General features: G+C 44.8%; 17 protein-coding genes. 3 read left to right on the forward strand and 14 right to left on the reverse strand.

From position 1 onward, the window contains the following. Positions 1–3 precede the first annotated feature (3 nt). The 5 genes from LYZ37_RS15185 to LYZ37_RS15205 all read right to left on the reverse strand — a co-directional run bounded on the left by LYZ37_RS15185 (position 4) and on the right by LYZ37_RS15205 (position 7,035). A complete protein-coding gene (locus LYZ37_RS15185; RefSeq protein ID WP_272786010.1) occupies positions 4–1,221 on the reverse strand; it encodes a restriction endonuclease subunit S in 1,218 nt (405 codons plus the stop codon). Between the two features lie 2 nt (positions 1,222–1,223). Next, positions 1,224–2,702: a class I SAM-dependent DNA methyltransferase gene (locus LYZ37_RS15190; RefSeq protein ID WP_272786011.1), complete on the reverse strand. Its 1,479-nt coding sequence runs from the start codon at positions 2,700–2,702 to the stop codon at positions 1,224–1,226. A 3-nt stretch (positions 2,703–2,705) separates the two neighbouring features. Further along, the gene (locus LYZ37_RS15195) at positions 2,706–4,409 is read right to left on the reverse strand and encodes an AAA family ATPase (RefSeq protein WP_272786012.1); all 1,704 of its coding nucleotides are present in this window, start codon (positions 4,407–4,409) and stop codon (positions 2,706–2,708) included. A 73-nt stretch (positions 4,410–4,482) separates the two neighbouring features. Further along, entirely contained in the window at positions 4,483–6,798 is a 2,316-nt protein-coding gene (gene hsdR, locus LYZ37_RS15200) for an EcoAI/FtnUII family type I restriction enzme subunit R (protein ID WP_272786013.1), read from the reverse strand. 21 nt (positions 6,799–6,819) lie between these two features. Then, positions 6,820–7,035 (reverse strand): helix-turn-helix domain-containing protein, encoded by a 216-nt coding sequence (locus LYZ37_RS15205; RefSeq protein WP_005458449.1) that lies wholly within the window; start codon positions 7,033–7,035, stop codon positions 6,820–6,822. A gap of 403 nt (positions 7,036–7,438) precedes the next feature. On the opposite strand from LYZ37_RS15205, the gene LYZ37_RS15210 reads away from it, so the two are divergent. Genes LYZ37_RS15210 through LYZ37_RS15220 form a run of 3 tightly spaced genes read left to right on the forward strand, consistent with a single transcriptional unit; the run spans position 7,439 to position 9,712 of the window. Further along, the gene (locus LYZ37_RS15210) at positions 7,439–7,630 is read left to right on the forward strand and encodes a helix-turn-helix transcriptional regulator (protein ID WP_005458475.1); all 192 of its coding nucleotides are present in this window, start codon (positions 7,439–7,441) and stop codon (positions 7,628–7,630) included. Between the two features lie 12 nt (positions 7,631–7,642). After that, a complete protein-coding gene (locus tag LYZ37_RS15215; protein WP_272786014.1) occupies positions 7,643–9,316 on the forward strand; it encodes a DUF927 domain-containing protein in 1,674 nt (557 codons plus the stop codon). A gap of 60 nt (positions 9,317–9,376) precedes the next feature. After that, positions 9,377–9,712: a helix-turn-helix domain-containing protein gene (locus tag LYZ37_RS15220; RefSeq protein WP_147733236.1), complete on the forward strand. Its 336-nt coding sequence runs from the start codon at positions 9,377–9,379 to the stop codon at positions 9,710–9,712. A 22-nt stretch (positions 9,713–9,734) separates the two neighbouring features. On the opposite strand, the gene LYZ37_RS15225 is transcribed toward LYZ37_RS15220, so the two are convergent. The 9 genes from LYZ37_RS15225 to LYZ37_RS15265 form a co-directional block, all read right to left on the reverse strand. Continuing rightward, positions 9,735–10,910, reverse strand: a complete 1,176-nt coding sequence (locus LYZ37_RS15225; protein ID WP_272786015.1) for a site-specific integrase — start codon at positions 10,908–10,910, stop codon at positions 9,735–9,737. Between the two features lie 171 nt (positions 10,911–11,081). Further along, positions 11,082–12,443 carry a tRNA uridine-5-carboxymethylaminomethyl(34) synthesis GTPase MnmE gene (mnmE, locus tag LYZ37_RS15230; RefSeq protein ID WP_272786016.1) on the reverse strand — a complete coding sequence of 454 codons (1,362 nt, stop codon included), beginning with the start codon at positions 12,441–12,443 and terminating at the stop codon, positions 11,082–11,084. A gap of 119 nt (positions 12,444–12,562) precedes the next feature. Continuing rightward, a complete protein-coding gene (gene yidC / locus LYZ37_RS15235) occupies positions 12,563–14,182 on the reverse strand; it encodes a membrane protein insertase YidC (RefSeq protein WP_171325423.1) in 1,620 nt (539 codons plus the stop codon). A gap of 2 nt (positions 14,183–14,184) precedes the next feature. Continuing rightward, positions 14,185–14,442 (reverse strand): membrane protein insertion efficiency factor YidD, encoded by a 258-nt coding sequence (gene yidD, locus LYZ37_RS15240; protein ID WP_004743588.1) that lies wholly within the window; start codon positions 14,440–14,442, stop codon positions 14,185–14,187. Continuing rightward, positions 14,409–14,732 carry a ribonuclease P protein component gene (rnpA, locus tag LYZ37_RS15245; protein WP_230300094.1) on the reverse strand — a complete coding sequence of 108 codons (324 nt, stop codon included), beginning with the start codon at positions 14,730–14,732 and terminating at the stop codon, positions 14,409–14,411. The genes yidD and rnpA overlap by 34 nt, the downstream gene beginning before the upstream one ends. Before the next feature lie 46 nt (positions 14,733–14,778). Then, positions 14,779–14,913 carry a 50S ribosomal protein L34 gene (rpmH, locus tag LYZ37_RS15250; RefSeq protein ID WP_004411068.1) on the reverse strand — a complete coding sequence of 45 codons (135 nt, stop codon included), beginning with the start codon at positions 14,911–14,913 and terminating at the stop codon, positions 14,779–14,781. A gap of 229 nt (positions 14,914–15,142) precedes the next feature. Continuing rightward, positions 15,143–15,880: an amino acid ABC transporter ATP-binding protein gene (locus LYZ37_RS15255; protein ID WP_239852373.1), complete on the reverse strand. Its 738-nt coding sequence runs from the start codon at positions 15,878–15,880 to the stop codon at positions 15,143–15,145. Further along, entirely contained in the window at positions 15,877–16,548 is a 672-nt protein-coding gene (locus LYZ37_RS15260; RefSeq protein ID WP_004743592.1) for an amino acid ABC transporter permease, read from the reverse strand. Before LYZ37_RS15260 ends, LYZ37_RS15255 begins: the two co-directional genes overlap by 4 nt. Before the next feature lie 110 nt (positions 16,549–16,658). Beyond that, complete coding sequence (locus tag LYZ37_RS15265) at positions 16,659–17,405, reverse strand: amino acid ABC transporter substrate-binding protein (protein ID WP_272786017.1); 747 nt, start codon at positions 17,403–17,405, stop codon at positions 16,659–16,661. Positions 17,406–17,808 lie beyond the last annotated feature (403 nt).

Here is a 17,808-nt window from a genome sequence, read left to right on the forward strand (position 1 = left end):
TCCCTATAGCTCGCCTTTAAAGGCAGAATCGAGAATTGATGCTTTTAATTGCTGCATCATTGTTATTTTTTCAGAAATTTCAGCTTTTGCCTTTACAGCTAGTCGGTCAATTTCGTTGATTTGTCTAACAATACTCTTTTGTTCGTCTAGAGACGGAACTGGGATTTTTATTTCAGAGAGAATTTTCAGATTAATATTTTTCTGAGCGGCCGCATTCGCTTTGCTATCAAGCTGTTGCTGTAGCGTTGTCAGAAAATAATAAAGGTAATCGGTCTCTAATTCCGAGGAAGATATACCAACAACACTGTCTGGGAAACAGGCATCCATCCCCAAAATAGCCACATCACCAATGTTTGCTGCGATTGTTAAGCAGATGGTATCCTTTGGCCATAGCTTGCTCTGCTGTAAGCCTTTTTCATTGTATGTTGCTGAATAGTTCGTGATGTACTTTTGTGCATTACGTACATCCCCAGTTTGAATAAAAGGGTACTCACCGCCAAATAAAGACTTATCGTTTCTAGGTCGGTGTTTGGACTTGCCTCGTGCTACTTCAGCAACTTCATTTAGCTCTCTTAATGGCCATTTATCTTGGCCTGAACTAAACACGCTGGCTAATTCACTTGCATACAACGCATCAGCCAGTGTGACGCTCTGTTGCAAATGCTCGATGGCGGTATCGATGCGGGTTAGCAGTGCATCAAGTTTTTCAACGATGCGTTTTTGTTCCGGCAAGCTTGGAAGAGGAATGTTCAACTCTTCAACCATAGCTTTAGTTAGGGCCTGTCTAGTAGCACCGCCAGCCCCCTGCCATAGCAGTTGTGCCTTAAATTTGGGGTTTATGATCAAATAGTTCAGGAATTTACTATCGACATACTCCGTTGGTCTAATAATTGCGACATGCTGATTTACACGTGCAGGCAAGAACTCATTAGGAACAATACAGCATCTTGCAATTGATGCCCCTGTAATATTGAGTAGTACGTCTCCACTCTCCACGACTACATTTTTGAGGCCATTAGCTTGCTCATCATCAATAAATGCAAGCTTTTCCTCTTTAAAGAAACAGTCGTGAACATTTAGGCTTCTAATTAGCGAAATACCGCTAGATTTATAAGCTTTTTCGCCTCCCTTCGGAGTTGCCCCACTTCCAATCTTGGTTGTGAGAGCTTTCAACTTGTGCCACTTCCACCCGTCTGGCAATGAATACAAAACCTGCTCCATGCTTATTTCTCCGCCAACAGGTCTTCAATTTCATCCAACAGGCCTGATACCAGTTTTTCTTTGGTGCGGATCTGCTTAAGAATATCGCTTGGCGCTAAATGCTCGGATTCTTTCTGTTTGGCCGGATTTTTAGCGGATAGGTCATAGTCTTCAGCCAATTTACTGGCTGAAACTGTCCAGGAACGCTCAGTGGTTTCGCGGCTGTTATATAGCTCAACAAACTCTTTTAGGTGGTCATCGGTGATCGGTTTGTTTTTGGTGAGCTTTTGCTCGGGTTCACATTCGTAGTACCACACATCGCTGGTGCCGCCGCTACGCTCAAAAAACAGCACGTTGGTTTTTACGCCAGAGTAGGGCAAAAATACCCCAGCGGGCAGGCTTAAAATAGTGTGCAGGTTAAAGTTTTCCAACAGTTCTTGTTTGACTTGTTTAAACGCACTGTTGGTTTGGAACAGCACGCCTTCTGGCACAACAATCGCAGCTTTACCGCCACTTTTCAGGGTTTTCATAAAGTGTTGCAAAAACAGCAGTTCGGTGGCGTTACTCTGAATAGGGAAGTTTTGCTGAATTTGCGACTTCTCTTTACCACCAAACGGTGGATTAGCCAGAATAATATCGTAACGGTCTTTTTCCTGAATATCGCGGATATTCTGAGTAAGGGTATTGCCTCGGAACAAATTGGGGGACTCGATGCCATGTAAAATCATGTTCATCATACCCATCACATAAGCCAGTGAGGTTTTTTCAAAACCAAAGAAAGTATCGCGTTGGATAAAATCCCATTGTTCGGTAGAGAGTTGGTTCTTTTTGCCCTTTAGATGCTCAAAGGCTTCCACTAAAAATCCGCACGAGCCAGCCGCTGCATCGTAAATGGTTTGCCCGTCTTGTGGGTCAATGGCCTTGATCATGGCACGCACTACTGGGCGCGGGGTGTAAAATTCACCGGCATAGCCACCAGCATCGCCCATGTTTTGCAATAAGCCTTCATAAACTAACGAGAGCTCAAACATTTCATCACTGGATTGAAAGTTCAGCGTATCGATAATATCCAACACCTCACGCAAGGTATGGCCAGAAGCCACTTTGTTGTCTAAATACTGGAAGATGGCACCAATTTTATAGGCGAAGGATTTAGGGTCGGAACCCGTAACGGCGGTGTTGGCAAAGCTTTTCAAGTAAGGGAATAACTCGTTATTAACGTAATCGGTTAAGTCATCGCCCGTGCGAACTTTGTTTATATCTAGCTTGCCATCTGCATTTTTCGGGCAGGCCCAATTTGACCAACGGTGCGCTTCATCCAATACAGGTTGATAGTCTTTGCCAGACAGCACGGCTTCATCTTCTTTTTCAGACTCGTAATCATCCAAAAACTTTAAGAAAAGTACCCACGAGGTTTGCTCGGTATAGTGCATAGCACCACTAATGCCATCGTCGCGGCGCAGTATGTCGGTAATTCGGTCAATCTTTTGTTGTAGTGACATGGCTTATAGTTTTCCGATAATAAAATTGTACATATTGGTGATGTCTTCGCTGATTTCTGCTGGCGGAATCAGAACGATATAGTCTTGGAGCCTTTCAATGTCGAGCCCTACTCCCTCGGTATTGATCAGAGGGTCGATGACATCTTTTGCGTTTAAACGGCGAATATCGTCGTTGTCACCTGGGTTATTTGGTTGTAAATAACATGGTGTCCTTAATAGTTCAGCGTTGTTGATTTGATCTAACACATTATGGTGCAATAGAGCTGAGTGTGAGAGCAGATAGTTTTTGATTTCGCGGCGTTTCCAAGTTAGTAGGTGAAAGTTTATTCTTTCTGGACAAGGTAAACCTATGTTGAATTTGTCTGGGCAATCGACACCAATCACCTTGACACCGCTTTGTGTGTGAATGTTAGCTTCTGGCAGTTCATCACGATCACATACTGAAAATACGTTGGTTACTTTATGGTCATGCAACGCAAGTGTTTTGCCATATCTCTCTGCTTTACACGCCCTGATATAGTCTTTCATATCTCTCAATTCATGCAGCCACTTGATCTTAGACGCTCCGAAGCTATCGCCTGCCGCACTGTAACCAGATGACTTTGCTATAGGATTGATTGAGGACAGCGGTGTCCAATCAAGTCCTTTCTGCTTTGCTAATAACTCAAAAATCTTCCAATCGTTGTAGTAATCAATCAAGCAAATGTTGTTCAATTTGGAGGCTATTTCTAACTCGACGACTTTACTTTTGGATAAAACTTTCAATCTTTCCAAGAGCTTTTGAGATTTCTGATCATTTTTTATCTGCCCATTTTCAACCAAAAACAATGATTCGAAGTCATTCTCAGCGATTGAGTCGACTAAATGAGTTGTGGTTATGACCTTACCCTTAGTTTTGCTTAGTATGTCCCAAAGGAGCTCAACGTTTTTATGGTGCAGGTGTGAGTCAACTTCATCAAACATGAAAAGAGAAGAAGTGCTATCAAATAGATCAATTAGTGAAGCAACGAATAGGAACTGATACTCACCATCACTGATCAATGAAAATTCAATATTATCAGTTAGGTAAAGCAGAATTTCAGAAGCTGAAAAGAAATATTCGTTGTATGAGCCTTCGATTAGAAATTTTGTGGCATCAACTCTAGAGCCATCAAAAACATCAAAAAATTGTTCATTAGTTACTTCTACTTCGGTTGACTTTAGGCCTTTACCTGTTTCTAGCAGAGCATCAAGGTCAGGAAGTGTTTCTATCTTTTCAAGAAAGGCGTCAAGTCGCTGATTAAAAGGTCTTTTTCTTATCGACGGGTGTTCATGGTCTTTCGCTTCAGCTATCTGGTCTTGTTGTACATTCTTTATGTAAGTCTCAGGAACAGATATTTTCAGTTTCAATTTAACTGAAACTTGATCCTTGAATGCCTTGTGGTTGTTAATAAAATTAAAAACTAAGCCGTTACTCTTGAATGTGTAGGCGAGAAACGTAAGGAATCGAACATCTTTCTGAGTAAAGAAAAGGCTAGAAAAATCAATGTCACTTATATCTTTCTTTTTTCGAAAAGAGGTTAGTCTTTGCTCAAAAAAGGAAGAGAAGTTTTCATTTTGTCCTGAAGTAGCACAGATCAGTTGAAGCGTTTCACTAGGTTCTTCAATCTGCTTTCTAAAGATTGAATGTAAGATACTGGATTTACCGCTGCCATTTTCACCAATCAAGGTCGCTACTTTGTTGATATGTAGGGTTTGCGACTGATCGTGCAGCGGGTTAGGTGCGAGTGTTAATTGCATTTTAGTTCACATTGTATAGCTGTTGCTGTAATTGTTTAAAAGCAGCCAGTAAATAGGCTGGTTTTCCACCGAATGCTGTTGAAGCGTCTTTCACTGTACCCAAGCCTGATAGCTCGATGAGAGCAGGCAAGCGCTCGCGTGATAACTCCGAGCTGCCAGTTTGCTCATAACGATTGAGCACAAAGTGCAAAAACTGCTGTGCCTTTTCTTGTTGGTACTGATTAAAGAAGGTGCTGTTAGTGCGTACTTGATTGGCACGAACTTTACGGGTTGCCATTGGCTGTTCAAAGGCTAAAAAAGCCAGCAGATCGAAGATATCGCACTCTTCTGCTTCAAACATGCGTCGCAGTGTGGCGAGTTGTTCTTTATCAAAACCTGCTTGTACAAGTTTACCGAGCAAGGTTTCGCGCTCATCTGGGTCTGACCATATCCGCCGCAATTCCTCAACTGATTTAAACAACCCTGGTAATTGGGTGATCAAACGTTCAACAAATTCTTGCACAGTGAGAGGTTTGCCGTTTTCATCGATATAACGAGTTTCAACGTCAATGACCTTCAGTTCTCGGTGTTTGCCAAGCTTTACTTTCAACCGAGGTTTTGTCTCACCCGGTTCAGGTTCTGGGCCATCTGTTCCTCCGGGTGGTTCTGGTGTGTATGGCGGTGGTTTAGGCTCCCCTGTGCCACCGGGCTCTGGTGTTTCAGGCTCGCCATCCCAATCTTTGTCATAAAACTTATTGGTTGCACCACGAAAATCGACAATCGTGAAATAGTCTTTGCCATCAAAAACGCGGGTGCCGCGACCGACAATTTGTTTAAATTCCACCATTGAGCCGACGGTTCTATCCAGCACTACGTTACGTACATTACGGGCATCTACCCCCGTGGTTAACATTTGCGATGAGGTAATAATGGTGGGGATATCTTTGTCATTATCTTGGAATTTTTCCAGTAGCTCGCGGCCAACTTTACCTTCGTCACTGGTTACACGAACGCAGTAGTGCGGGTCTTTAACTTTTTTATGTTTATTGATCATGTCGCGCATGGTGAGAGCATGATTTTGGTTTTCGCAAAAGACGATGGTTTTTTCTAGTGGATTGATATTGTCCAAAATGGCTTTTGCGACCAGCTCGGTACGTTCATCAACAATGATCTTCTTGTCGTAATCTTCTACCTGATAGACGTCTTGCCATGATTCACCTTCGATCACTTGGTCATCTTTGGTCAGCACGAGCTCGTCTAAGTTGGTACGTACCCGCTTAACACGATATGGCGTTAAAAAGCCATCGTTGATACCGTCTTTTAATGAGTATTCAAATGCAGGAGTTCCAAAGTAGTCGTAGGTATCCACGTTGGCTTTACGTTTTGGTGTAGCTGTTAGGCCGACATGCACCGCACTGCCAAAATGATCGAGTATGGCTCGCCAAGAGCCCGTCTCATTAGCACTGCCACGGTGACACTCGTCAATCATTACAAGGTCAAAGAAATCACTTGGATACGCTTTGTAGTAGCCTTCAATATTTTCACGCTCAGCAATGGCTTGGTAGATAGCAAAAAAGATATGCGCATTGGTTGGCACTACACCGCCACGTTTGCGTACCTCTTCCCCATTTATCTTAATAAGGTCTTTTTCATAGGGGTTAAAAGTATTGATAGCTTGGTCGGCTAAAATATTACGATCAGCCAAAAACAATATTCGTGGTCGTCGACTACCTGGTGTTTCTTTGTTCCAACGGGACTGAAACAGTTTATGGACGATTTGAAAGGCAATAAAGGTTTTACCTGTACCAGTCGCCAGCGTTAATAGCACTCGTGGCTTACCTTTGCCAATGGCATCTGTGGCGGCATGGACCGCTAATTCTTGGTAATAACGTGGCTGCATTGCGCCTTCTAAATGAAAAGGCACATTACGAAGCTGCTGGCCTAGATCCGAATTAACACCCGCGTAGCGGTTTTCAAGCTCTTGTGGTGTTGGATAAAACTCGATGTAGTCGCCTTTACCCGTTTCTAAATCGAACTCATAGGTTTGTTTGCCGTTGCTTGAATAGACAAAACGAACGAGTAGCTTCTTAGCATAGTCTATGGCTTGTTGAAGACCTTTGGTTGGATGCTCAGATTCTTTTTTTGCTTCAACAACTGCAAGGTAACGATTGTCTTTGTGGAGCAGATAATCGACGAAGCAACGACGACCACGGACACCGCCAGCAAGCTTACGGCCATCGGTAAAGTAATGTTCCCGAATGATGTTGCCCGGTTGCCAATGTGCGGCTTTTAACGCTGGATCGATGTAGTTTGCTCTGGTATCTGCTTCTGACGACATGTCGTCACTCCTTGATAATTTTTAGCCCTGTCTATCGCTTGGCATTTTTTCCAATATGTCGCTCAATGGGCAGTTAAATAAATCGCATAGCTTATCGAGCGCTTCTAAGTCCACCTTGAGCGCGGTTTCTTTGTAAAGTAGCGTGACGGTGGTACGGCTTAGGCCGGTTTCTCGCATCACGTCGCTAATGCGCATTTTTCTCTCGCCCATTAAACGGGCTAGATGGCAGCGAATCATGCTTTCTCCACGGTATTTTTTAACCCTAAAATTTGGGGAATTATCACAGTTGCATACCCTATCACTATTATGATTTTTCTCAACTTATTTGAGTTGAAACCAAATTTTTAGAATGGTGGACAGTGGCTTAATAATTTAAAAATGTGGTTTACTACGCAATAAGCGTCTCACTTTCACATGTGAAAATGGGGCAGTTAATCGATACTTGTGCAGAATGTTAACGTAGCCTACGAAAAAAGGACTGCATTACCGCCTCATTATCTGCATCTGTAATACTAAACCACGAATTTGATAGGCATATTTTCTGCTAAATCTGCCCATTTTGGGCCTGAGCACCGCGCGCCTTTGCGTTGCTCACCCTGCAAACTATTTCTTGATTATCCATTAACTGTCAGGAGTAGTTATGACCGAACAAAATCAATCAAATCAGCTATTAAGCTATCAAGAAGTTTGCAAACTAACGCAACTATCTCAAGCGACGATTCGCCGCTATGTAAAAAATGGTTCCTTTCCTACACCAGTCACACTTTCACCTGGCGCTAGAAGTGTGAGATTTCGCCTTGAAGATGTGCAGAAGTGGCTTCTGAGCCTATGATAGGGAGGTCATATGAAGTATCGTCATCACCATGATCAACTACAGTATTTCTGCCGTGAGCGAGGTTGGCGTTCGTTGAGCTCTTCGGTCAAGGTTATTGCTAGAACGCGTTCACCTGATCGGAAGTCAGGTTTCAGTGCTTGTATTGAAATCATCAATATGGACAAGCAGACGATTCGAATGATAGTGCCTGCCAGAAAGATCATGGGAGGGACCAACTATCAATTAAGAGATGAATTATTCGATACCGGTTTTTGGCTGGAGCCTGAGCAAACTGCATGGAATATGGTCCAGCGCTATTTGCGGGAAGAGCTCAAAGCGGCGGAAACGGCCTTTTGTGTTACAAGAACAGGTTGGCATGACAAGGTGTTCGTCACTCCGGAGAAAAGTTTCGGACGGTCAGATGAGTCTTACTACTTTTCAGGTGGTATGGCTGATTCACTCTGCTTGGCAGAAGGCAGCTTAGCGGAATGGCAAAGTGAAGTTGGTTCTTTGTTGGTCGGCAACCCATTGCTCATTTTTTCTGTTGGTGTTGCGTTGGCCGCACCGCTTCTCAAGCCGGTAGGGATGGAAAGTGCGGCATTCCATATTATGGGGCCATCTTCGTCGGGGAAGTCTGTCACATCGTTTGTTGCAGCGTCTGTTTATGCTGATAAGTCATATATCAAGTCGTGGAAAACGACGGCAAACGGTATTGAAGCGGTTGCATCGGAACATCATGACATGTTGCTTGTGTTAGATGAGCTTGGGTTGTGCTCGGCGGAAGAAGCCAGTTCTGCGGCTTATCAAATCGTCAACGGATGTGGAAAGTTGCGAGCAACGGAAACAGGCGGTCTGGCGAATATAGCTAATTGGCGTACGTTGACCTTGAGTAATGGAGAGATTGGCCTGACAGAGCTGATGGAGTCCTCTGGTTATCAAGTGAAAGCAGGTCAGCTCATTCGAGTTATCGAAATTCCTGCGGAAGAGCGTTTCGGTTGTTTTGCGGATCTACACCGATTTTCCTCACCATCTCAGTTTGCTGAGCACTTGGAAAAGCAGACTCAAAAGTACTTTGGCACCTTGTTCACGGCTTGGATGACGCTTATTTCAGATAAGCCCGATCTGGAAGTCGTTTTACAGCGTGACATCGAAACGCTGAGGCAGCATTGGTCTAAAAGCAATTATTCCGGCCAGGTTCATCGGGTATTGAAGCGCTTTGTCTTGGTTGGTGTCGCGTTGTCTGTTGCGTCACGAAACCAGTTAGTGCCATGGACTGAAGAAGAGTCGCTCTATTCCGTATATAGCGTTTTTAGTCGCTGGTTATCTCACAGAGGGCACCAGCACAATCAAGAAACGTATGAGGTGTTGAGTGCTTTGAAACAAGCGATTAGCCATTGGGAAAATAAGCTTCCTGAATTCTGTACAAGCAGACCGTCAAAGTTTGGTTACTGGCGGCAGGATGGTGATGACGTCCAGTGGCTTATCCACAAACAAGAATTTGTTAAGCAGCTACGACTGCGGCGTCAGTATAAGAGTCAATTGAGCCCTTTGATTCATAAAGGGTGGTTTGAAACCAATGAAGATCGTAGGGGAACACTTCGGGTTATCGAAAAGAAGAACGGTACTGAGTTTGATCATCGTTTTTTCGCCTTCTGGCCGGAAAAGATCCTCTCTGAGTTGAAGGAGATGGGTATTGATGAATAGTGTACTTCCCAGTTTTCCCACTCTTCCCAGAGACATTCTAATGGGTGAGGAGGGGATACGATGACAACCAACGAGCAAGTTCTTCTTCAATCCATTCTCGCCAAAATAGATCGTGTTGAGCGCGCTGTTCTGGAGCAGCGTTTGCAGCAACAAAAGGTGGAGCTCCTTGGAAAGGACATTCTAACCGTTGATGAATGTGCAGCCTTGCTGGGTTTATCAACCAACCAGCTTTATAAGCTAACGAGCTCGGCAGAGATCCCTTACTTTAAGCTTGGCAAACACCTCCGATTTGAGCGTCAAGCCATCATGAGTTGGGTTGAGGAGCAGCGTGTTTCATCTCGCCATGAGATAGAAAAAAGGGCAGCAAACTATGTCGCCACCACTTCTCGTAAGTAGTACCTTCATAGCAGCGGCCTCATCAGGCCGCTGAATCCTTTCCAGAAGCAAAAATATCAGGGAATGTGAGCATGGCTTCCATCCTGCGTTGTTCAATGATGTCAGCGTAGATCTCTGTTGTCTTAAGTTCGCTATGACCGAGCAATCGAGACACCGAGTAAATATCTACACCTCTGCTCAATTGGATCACGGCAAAGGTATGGCGGCCACTGTGGAATGTAACGTGCTTACTGATTCCAGCAGCTAGGCTCCATCTAAGCAGTTCTACATTCATATAAGAAGAGTATTTTAATCCCTTGAATACGCGCTCGTGTGCCGCTTTGACTGGGCCTAAGAGTGATTCCGCGAACTTTGGTAGGTCTAGGTACTGAAGGCTCTTAGCATCGCCGTGAGAGAGTTTGACTTGGTCGAAGATAATGCGTTTGTGATTATTGAATGTCTCTATTTCTGACCAGGTAAGTCGGTGGATGTCGCACCAACGCATCCCCGTTGCACATGAGAACAAAAACGCCCTTTTGAGGACTTGATAGCGACACTCCGTTTGGGCTAACGCGTTGACCTCATCCAGTGTTAAATAAACCCGCTTCGTTGTTTTCGCTTTGATGCTGGTTACTTGTGACAGTGGATTATCACGAATAATGCCTTCACGATGTGCTTCGTTGATTGCCGCGCGAATTTTATTGAAGTAGGAGCTTTGTGTGTTGCGAGATAAAGGCTCATCACTTTTGGTCTTCGCCTCATTGGTCAGATAATACTTAAACCCGTCTAACCAGTCTTTATCCAGCTCATCAAAGCTAAGATCATGTTTCCCGCAGTAGAACAGCAGGTGTTTACGAGCTGACAGCCATATCGAGTGGTTGGAGGTTGAGGTGGTTTGTTCTTTGATATCAACTTGCCGTTGAAAGTAATCAATGAAGCTAGCTGAACGCTTAGTTCGATCCTCAAAACCATGCTTTTTGGATTGCCACTCAACCAGTCGTTTGCTCTTAATAGTTTCGGCTAGGAGAAGGTGCTCTTTGTTGTGTTGGCGCTGGGTGGGTGTTTTAGGTTTGTCGTAGACAAACAGATCTAGCACTTCGTGTTCACGTTTTCGCTGACGAGATCCGTTTGATTTAATGGTATAACCGTGGTCATAAATGAGACGCAATGTTCGCGTTCCATCTGCTTTAAGTGCCCGTTTTTCAATGAAAATTTTCATGTTTGTCCCCAATTGGTCCCCAATACGGCATTTATCATGTCATTGGGGACCAACTGGGGACTAGATTTGGCAATTAACGGCAACGGATGGAAACAAACGGCAAATGACGATCTAATAAAATCAGTGTGTTATCTACCGTTGCTTGCTGTTGTTTTCCGTTATTTGCCCACTTTACTTCCCGATACAGAAAGAAGAGAAGATGCGCCCTAGAAGGTCATCTGAGCTAAACTCGCCGGTTATCTCACTTAAGTGCTGCTGAGTGATACGCAGTTCCTCAGCCAAGATTTCTCCTGCCATATAGCCTTCGAGTTGCTGCTGACCTATATCTAGGTGCTCTGCGGCGCGATCGAGTGCTTCCAAGTGGCGTCGTCGGGCCATAAAGCCGCCTTCATTACCACCAGCGAACCCCATGCACTCTTTGAGGTGAGTTCGTAGCGCTTCAACACCATCGCCTGTTTTCGCTGAGAGCCTGATTAAGGTTGGATCGTTGACATGACAGATACCGAGATCTTCACCTGTTTGATCGGCCTTGTTACGGATCACTGTCATACCGATATTATCGGGCAAGCGATCAACGAAGTCTGGCCAAATCTCTTTCGGATCGGTAGCGTCTGTCGTCGTGCCATCCACCATAAACAGAACTCGGTCTGCTTGAGCAATTTCATCCCAAGCGCGTTCGATACCGATTTTTTCAACTTCATCAGAGGCGTCACGCAAACCTGCGGTATCAATAATATGCAGTGGCATCCCATCAATATGAATGTGTTCGCGCAGTACATCACGAGTTGTGCCGGCAATATCCGTCACAATCGCAGATTCTTTACCTGACAAAGCATTGAGAAGGCTTGATTTACCCGCATTCGGACGACCTGCGATGACCACTTTCATCCCTTCGCGCATGATAGCGCCTTGTGTCGCTTCTTTGCGTACCGCTGCTAGGTTATCGATGATGGTTTGCAGGTCAGCAGCGACCTTACCATCGGCAAGAAAGTCGATCTCTTCTTCTGGGAAATCAATCGCCGCTTCGACATAGATACGTAAGTGGATCAGTGATTCTACAAGCGTATTAATTCGGCCTGAAAATGCGCCTTGCAGTGACTGGAGTGCAGATTTGGCCGCTTCTTCAGAACTAGCATCAATTAAGTCAGCAATCGCTTCTGCTTGAGCCAGATCGAGCTTATCGTTTAGGAAAGCACGCTCTGAGAACTCACCAGGTCGTGCGGTACGTATCCCAGGGATCTGGAGGATGCGCTTAATCAGCATATCCATCACAACTGGACCGCCATGCCCTTGAAGCTCAAGAACATCCTCACCAGTAAATGAATGTGGGTTAGGGAAGTAGAGTGCGATACCTTGGTCGATCTGATGGCCATCTTGCGAGTTAAATGGCAGATACTCAGCGTAACGTGGACGTAACTCTTTGCCTGTCACTTCAGCCGCGACTTGCGCTGCCAAAGGGCCGGATACGCGAATAATCCCGACGCCACCACGACCGGGCGCTGTTGCTTGAGCAACGATGGTATCTGTTGTCATAAATGTGCCTGTGCTATCTAAATGCCGCGCTGGGCAAAAATTCTGTTAGCTGAATTGTAATCAGCTCAAATAAAAAAGGCGACCTTTTGGCCGCCTTTCGTTGTTAATTCCACTAAAGGTTACTTGCTGTGTAAGCCTTTTTTCTCCAGTGCTTTGTAAATAAGCGTTTGCTGGATAAGGGTTACGATGTTCGATACTAGCCAGTAAAGAACTAGACCTGATGGGAAGAACAGGAAGAAGAAAGTAAACATAACCGGCATAAAGGTCATGATCTTCTGCTGCATTGGATCCGTTACGGTTGTTGGGCTCATCTTCTGGATTAAGAACATAGAAGCACCCATCAGTAGTGGCAAGATATAGTATGGGTCTTGCGCTGAAAGGTCATGAATCCAACCAAAGAATGGTGAGTGACGTAGCTCTACCGATTCCATTAGTGCCCAGTAAAGAGCGATGAAAATAGGCATCTGTAGAATCAGAGGTAAACAGCCACCAAGTGGGTTTACTTTCTCTTTCTTATACAGTTCCATCATTTCTTGGCTCATGCGTTGACGGTCATCGCCAATACGCTCACGCATCGCTTGCAGCTTAGGCTGAAGCATACGCATTTTCGCCATTGAGGTGTACTGTGCCTTAGTCAGTGGGTACATCGCACCACGGACAATGAAGGTCAAACAGATGATTGCCACACCCCAGTTGCTAACAAAGCCTTGAATGAACGAAAGCAGTGAGTGCAGAGGTTTTGCAATAAACCATAACCAACCGTAGTCAACTACTAGGTCTAGGTTTGGTGCCACTTCAGCCATTTGGTCTTGCAGTTTAGGACCAACCCAAAGTGTTGCTTTGAAGTTTGCGCTATCGCCATCCGCAATGGTTTTGTTTGGCATGCGAACACCGATATCACCTAGGTTACCGATCACACGAGTGTAAAGGTTAGTACCTGGTTCATCACGTGGAATCCACGCAGTCGCGAAGTAGTGTTGGATCATCGCTGCCCAACCCTGACCATTAGTTAGTGGTAGAGATAGGTTACGATCTTGCATGTCTTCGAAGCTGTACTTCTTGTAGCGAGTATCTTCAGTAGAGTATGCACCACCGCGGTAAGTTGGCATTGTGATGCTACCACCAGCGTCAAGTAGGTTTTGACGTAGGTGAGCGTACATACCAAATGTCGCGTTGTTGCCAGATTTGTTTACGATGTCATATTCAACGTCAAGTGCGTAGCTTCCACGCTTAACAATGAATGTTTTTGTGTACTCAAGGCCATTGGCAGTGAATGTCATTGGAATACGCAGTTCATCTTGACCATCAGCTAGAGTAAAGCTGTCTGCGCTTACTGAGTAAGCAGGGCGGTTTGAGCTGCTAAGGTCGATACCTTGAGGGCCTACAAGACCACTTTGCGCGATAAACTGATGGCCGGCTTCGTTCTTAAGCAGAACAAATGGGTCAGATGAATCTAGCTCGTTTGAGTATTGGTTTAGGTCTGCATGAATAACATCACCACCCACCGTATCAATCGACAGAGTCAATACATCAGTGGTCACAGTAACCGTTTTAGCAGAAGCTTGCTGCATTGGAGCTGGATCTAGCTCGTCGGCAAAAGATGGTGCAGGTAGAGTACTGCTTGATTGAGCCTGCTCAACCGGCTGAGGCGTTGGATTCTTTGCAACTTGCCATTGCTGGAACAATAGGAAAGAAACCAGTGCTAGCGCGATTAACAGGATATTACGTTGAGAATCCATCGTTATTTATCTCTGTCTTGTTTTTGGACTGGTGGAACGGGGTCATACCCCCCTTCATTCAAAGGATGGCATTTTAATAGACGTTTGCTCGATAACCAACACCCTTTTACAAAACCGTGAGCTTTTAACGCTTCAATGGCATAAGTAGAGCAGGTTGGAGTAAAACGACAACGTGGTCCGATAAGCGGACTAATAAAACCTTGATAGAGACGGACGAATCCGATTGCTAACCACGCGAAGGGCGAGACAGGCGCTGCCATAATTTATCAAACAGTTTGAAAATATCTTCATTGCTTAAATCTTGCGCGCTTTTCTTGGCAATAACAACAAAATCTTTGTTAGCAAGCTGATGTTGATTGTTACGAAAGCTTTCACGTGCAAGGCGCTTAAAACGGTTACGACCTACAGCGGTTTTGATCTGTTTCTTGGGAACGGCTAAACCTAGTCGAGGATGAGATAGGCTATTTTTACGAGCAATGATGGTGAAATGAGGTGAGCCAGCTCTGTGAGCTTGCTGAAAGACATTTTGATAATGCTCGGGAGTTAACAAGCGTAACTCCCGATTGAACGCGTACGTTTTCAAAATAATCTAACGATTACTTAGAAAGACGCTTACGGCCTTTTGCACGACGTGCATTGATAGTAGCACGACCGTTCTTAGTAGCCATACGTGCACGGAAACCGTGAGTACGCTTGCGCTTTAGAACTGAAGGTTGAAAAGTGCGTTTCATGATAATTACCTTTACTGATCAGTAGTTTTAGGTCAATGTTAACCCGGCGTGGGCAATAACGTCTTCTTTATATATAAAGAGGACAAACCGACGCCTCTCAACAAAGAGGCGGAATTGTAATCACAGTCACACAAAGTGTCAATCTTTGTGCAAGCGCTAAATTCCGACCGGGCGATTATACGTAGTGTGAGCAAAATCTCAAGGATCGTTCGATCCTATCCGTTGATCTTTACTCAGCACCGACTTGTCGAAGAAATTTTTGCAAGCGAGGATCTTGTGGATTGCCAAAGATATCCTGTGGAGAACCTTGCTCAACAATGTTTCCTTCCGCCATAAAGATCACTCTGTCGGCGACCTCTCTGGCAAATTGCATTTCGTGAGTCACCACCAGCATCGTCTGATGCTTAGTTGCTAAGTCCTTCATTAAATTAAGAACTTCTCCAACCCACTCGGGATCAAGCGCTGATGTCGGCTCATCAAATAGCAGTAGCTCAGGTTGCAGCGCCATCGCTCTGCCGATACCCACACGCTGCTGCTGGCCCCCAGACAGTGCCGCTGGATAACTATCCCCTTTGTCACCTAAACCAATGTCATCAAGAATCTCTTGAGCACGGCGCAATGCGTCGGCTTTTTTCCAACCGCGCACCGTGACTAAGCCTTCGGCGATATTTTGTCTCGCTGTCATATGAGCGAAAAGAGCGTAGTTTTGAAACACAAAACCGGTTTTACGCCGCAGAGCTAACACTTCCGCTTTGGTGTGTTTTTCTGTATCAACGCTGACATCATCGATTGTTATGACGCCTTTATCCGCATTTTCGAGAAAGTTAACTGTGCGCAGTAAGGTCGATTTACCTGTGCCACTTGAGCCTATGATAACGATGATTTCACCTTGGTTAATCTCTAGGTCGATGCCTTTGAGAACCTCGGTATCGCCAAAGCGCTTATGGATATTGTTGAGTTTAATCATCGTACATACGCCTTATTCAGTTTCGCTTCCGCCCAAATTTGTACTCTAGTCAGAATGACCACCACACCCCAGTAGATTAATGCAACCGCTAAGAATGCTTCAAAAAAGCGGAAGCTGGATGATGCTTCCATCTGCGCTTTCGCCATGATTTCCGCCACACCGAGTGTAAACGCTAGTGAGGTAGATTTGATCATATCAATGAAGTAGTTCATTAGTGATGGCAGTGCGACGCGAGTGGCTTGTGGCAGAATGACTCGACGCATTGCCTGAGAGGTCGTCATGCCTACAGATAAACTGGCTTCCATTTGGCTGCGATCAATACCAATAATTGCCGCGCGAATACTTTCGGCCATGTATGCTGCGAAGTGAAGAGTCAAACCAATCACAGCTGCGCTGAAAGCATCCAGTCCAACTAACCATGGAAAGATCTGCGGCAGGCCGTAGTAAAGTAGGAATAACTGTACTAACAGTGGCGTACCACGGAAAAAGCTGATGTATAGCTGGCTGAGTTGATCAAGAACTGGGACGCGAAATACACGGATATTGGCCAAAATGACGGATAAAATCAGTGAAAATAGCAAACCCCAAGTTGCCATCTCCATCGTGGTGCCAAGATACTTGAGCAGTATCGGCATCAGATCCAGCATGTAGTTAAAATCGAATCCCATAGCCTATTCCAATGATTAAATAACGACGTAAAAAAGCAAAACCCACTGCAAAGGAAGGGAAGCAGTGGGTTTAAGAGTTCTATCTAAATCAGATAGAAATGTCTAATGGTTTACTCGGTGATGTCTACGCCGAACCACTTCTCAGAGATTGTCTTCAGCGTACCGTCTGCACGCATGGCTGCGAGTGCTTGGTTCACTTCCGCTTGAAGTTTTTTACCATTTTCGTTGTCAACAAATGGCCAAGCGTTTTGGATGGTTTCAAATGGCTGACCTGCAAGTTGTAGCGGAAGACCCGTTTTCTTGATCAGCTCTAGTGCTGACAAACGATCCATCACGAATGCATCTGCACGGCCTAGTGCGACATCGTGCTCAATACCTGTGTCGTAAGTCTTGATATTGATCTTGCCATCTTTGTCGTAGTTACGCAGTAGCTGCTCGAAGTTAGAGCCTAAGTTTACTGCGACTGTTTTACCTTCAAGATCTTCAATGCCTTGAATGCTGTCATTGCCTTTACGAACTGTGATTTGCGCGCCGTCGACCACATATGGGTCAGCAAATAGGTACTTCGCCTTACGTGCATCCGTCATCGTGATCTGGTTAGAGATAGTGTCGATACGACCCGTTTCTAATAGACCAAATAGACCAGAGAAGTTAGCCGTGACGTACTCTACTTTGTAATCGTTGCGTTTACCGATCTCATCCCACAGGTCTACTTCGAAACCTTGTAGCTTATCTTGCTGAACGAAAGTAAACGGGAAGTAGCGACCCGACATTCCGACTTTAACTTCAGTCGCTGCTTGGACAGTAGCAGCAGAAAGCGCGATAGCTGCAACTGCAGCCTTAATCCAGTTTTTCATAGTACAACTCCATATAATTATGGGGATAAATACTACTGTCACTTTACTTAATTAGATAAATAACCAAGTGCAATAACCTAGACAGTAGAGTAATAAGGTGAGGTGATTTGCTGATATTCAACCTGTTAGACGAGGCTCGCTGAGAAAAGACGAATTTTGGGTGATGAAAAATTTTCATTCACAGACTTATCACCAGAACAAAGATCTCGCTAAAAATGCCTTAATGTGGATCAAAGTGTGAGTAAAAATGGGGCAGAATGTGAGGATCTAACGAATAATGTCGAAAATATTGTGAATAACTTAGATCTTATTCACTGGATCGTCGATCATTTACTGGCGATCTTGGTTATCAACAGGTAAAATTGCCAATCTTTTCAGATCAATTACTTCGAGTGGGGGCACT

Source organism: Vibrio tubiashii (assembly GCF_028551255.1).
In the GTDB taxonomy this organism is placed as follows: Bacteria; Pseudomonadota; Gammaproteobacteria; order Enterobacterales; family Vibrionaceae; genus Vibrio; species Vibrio tubiashii_B.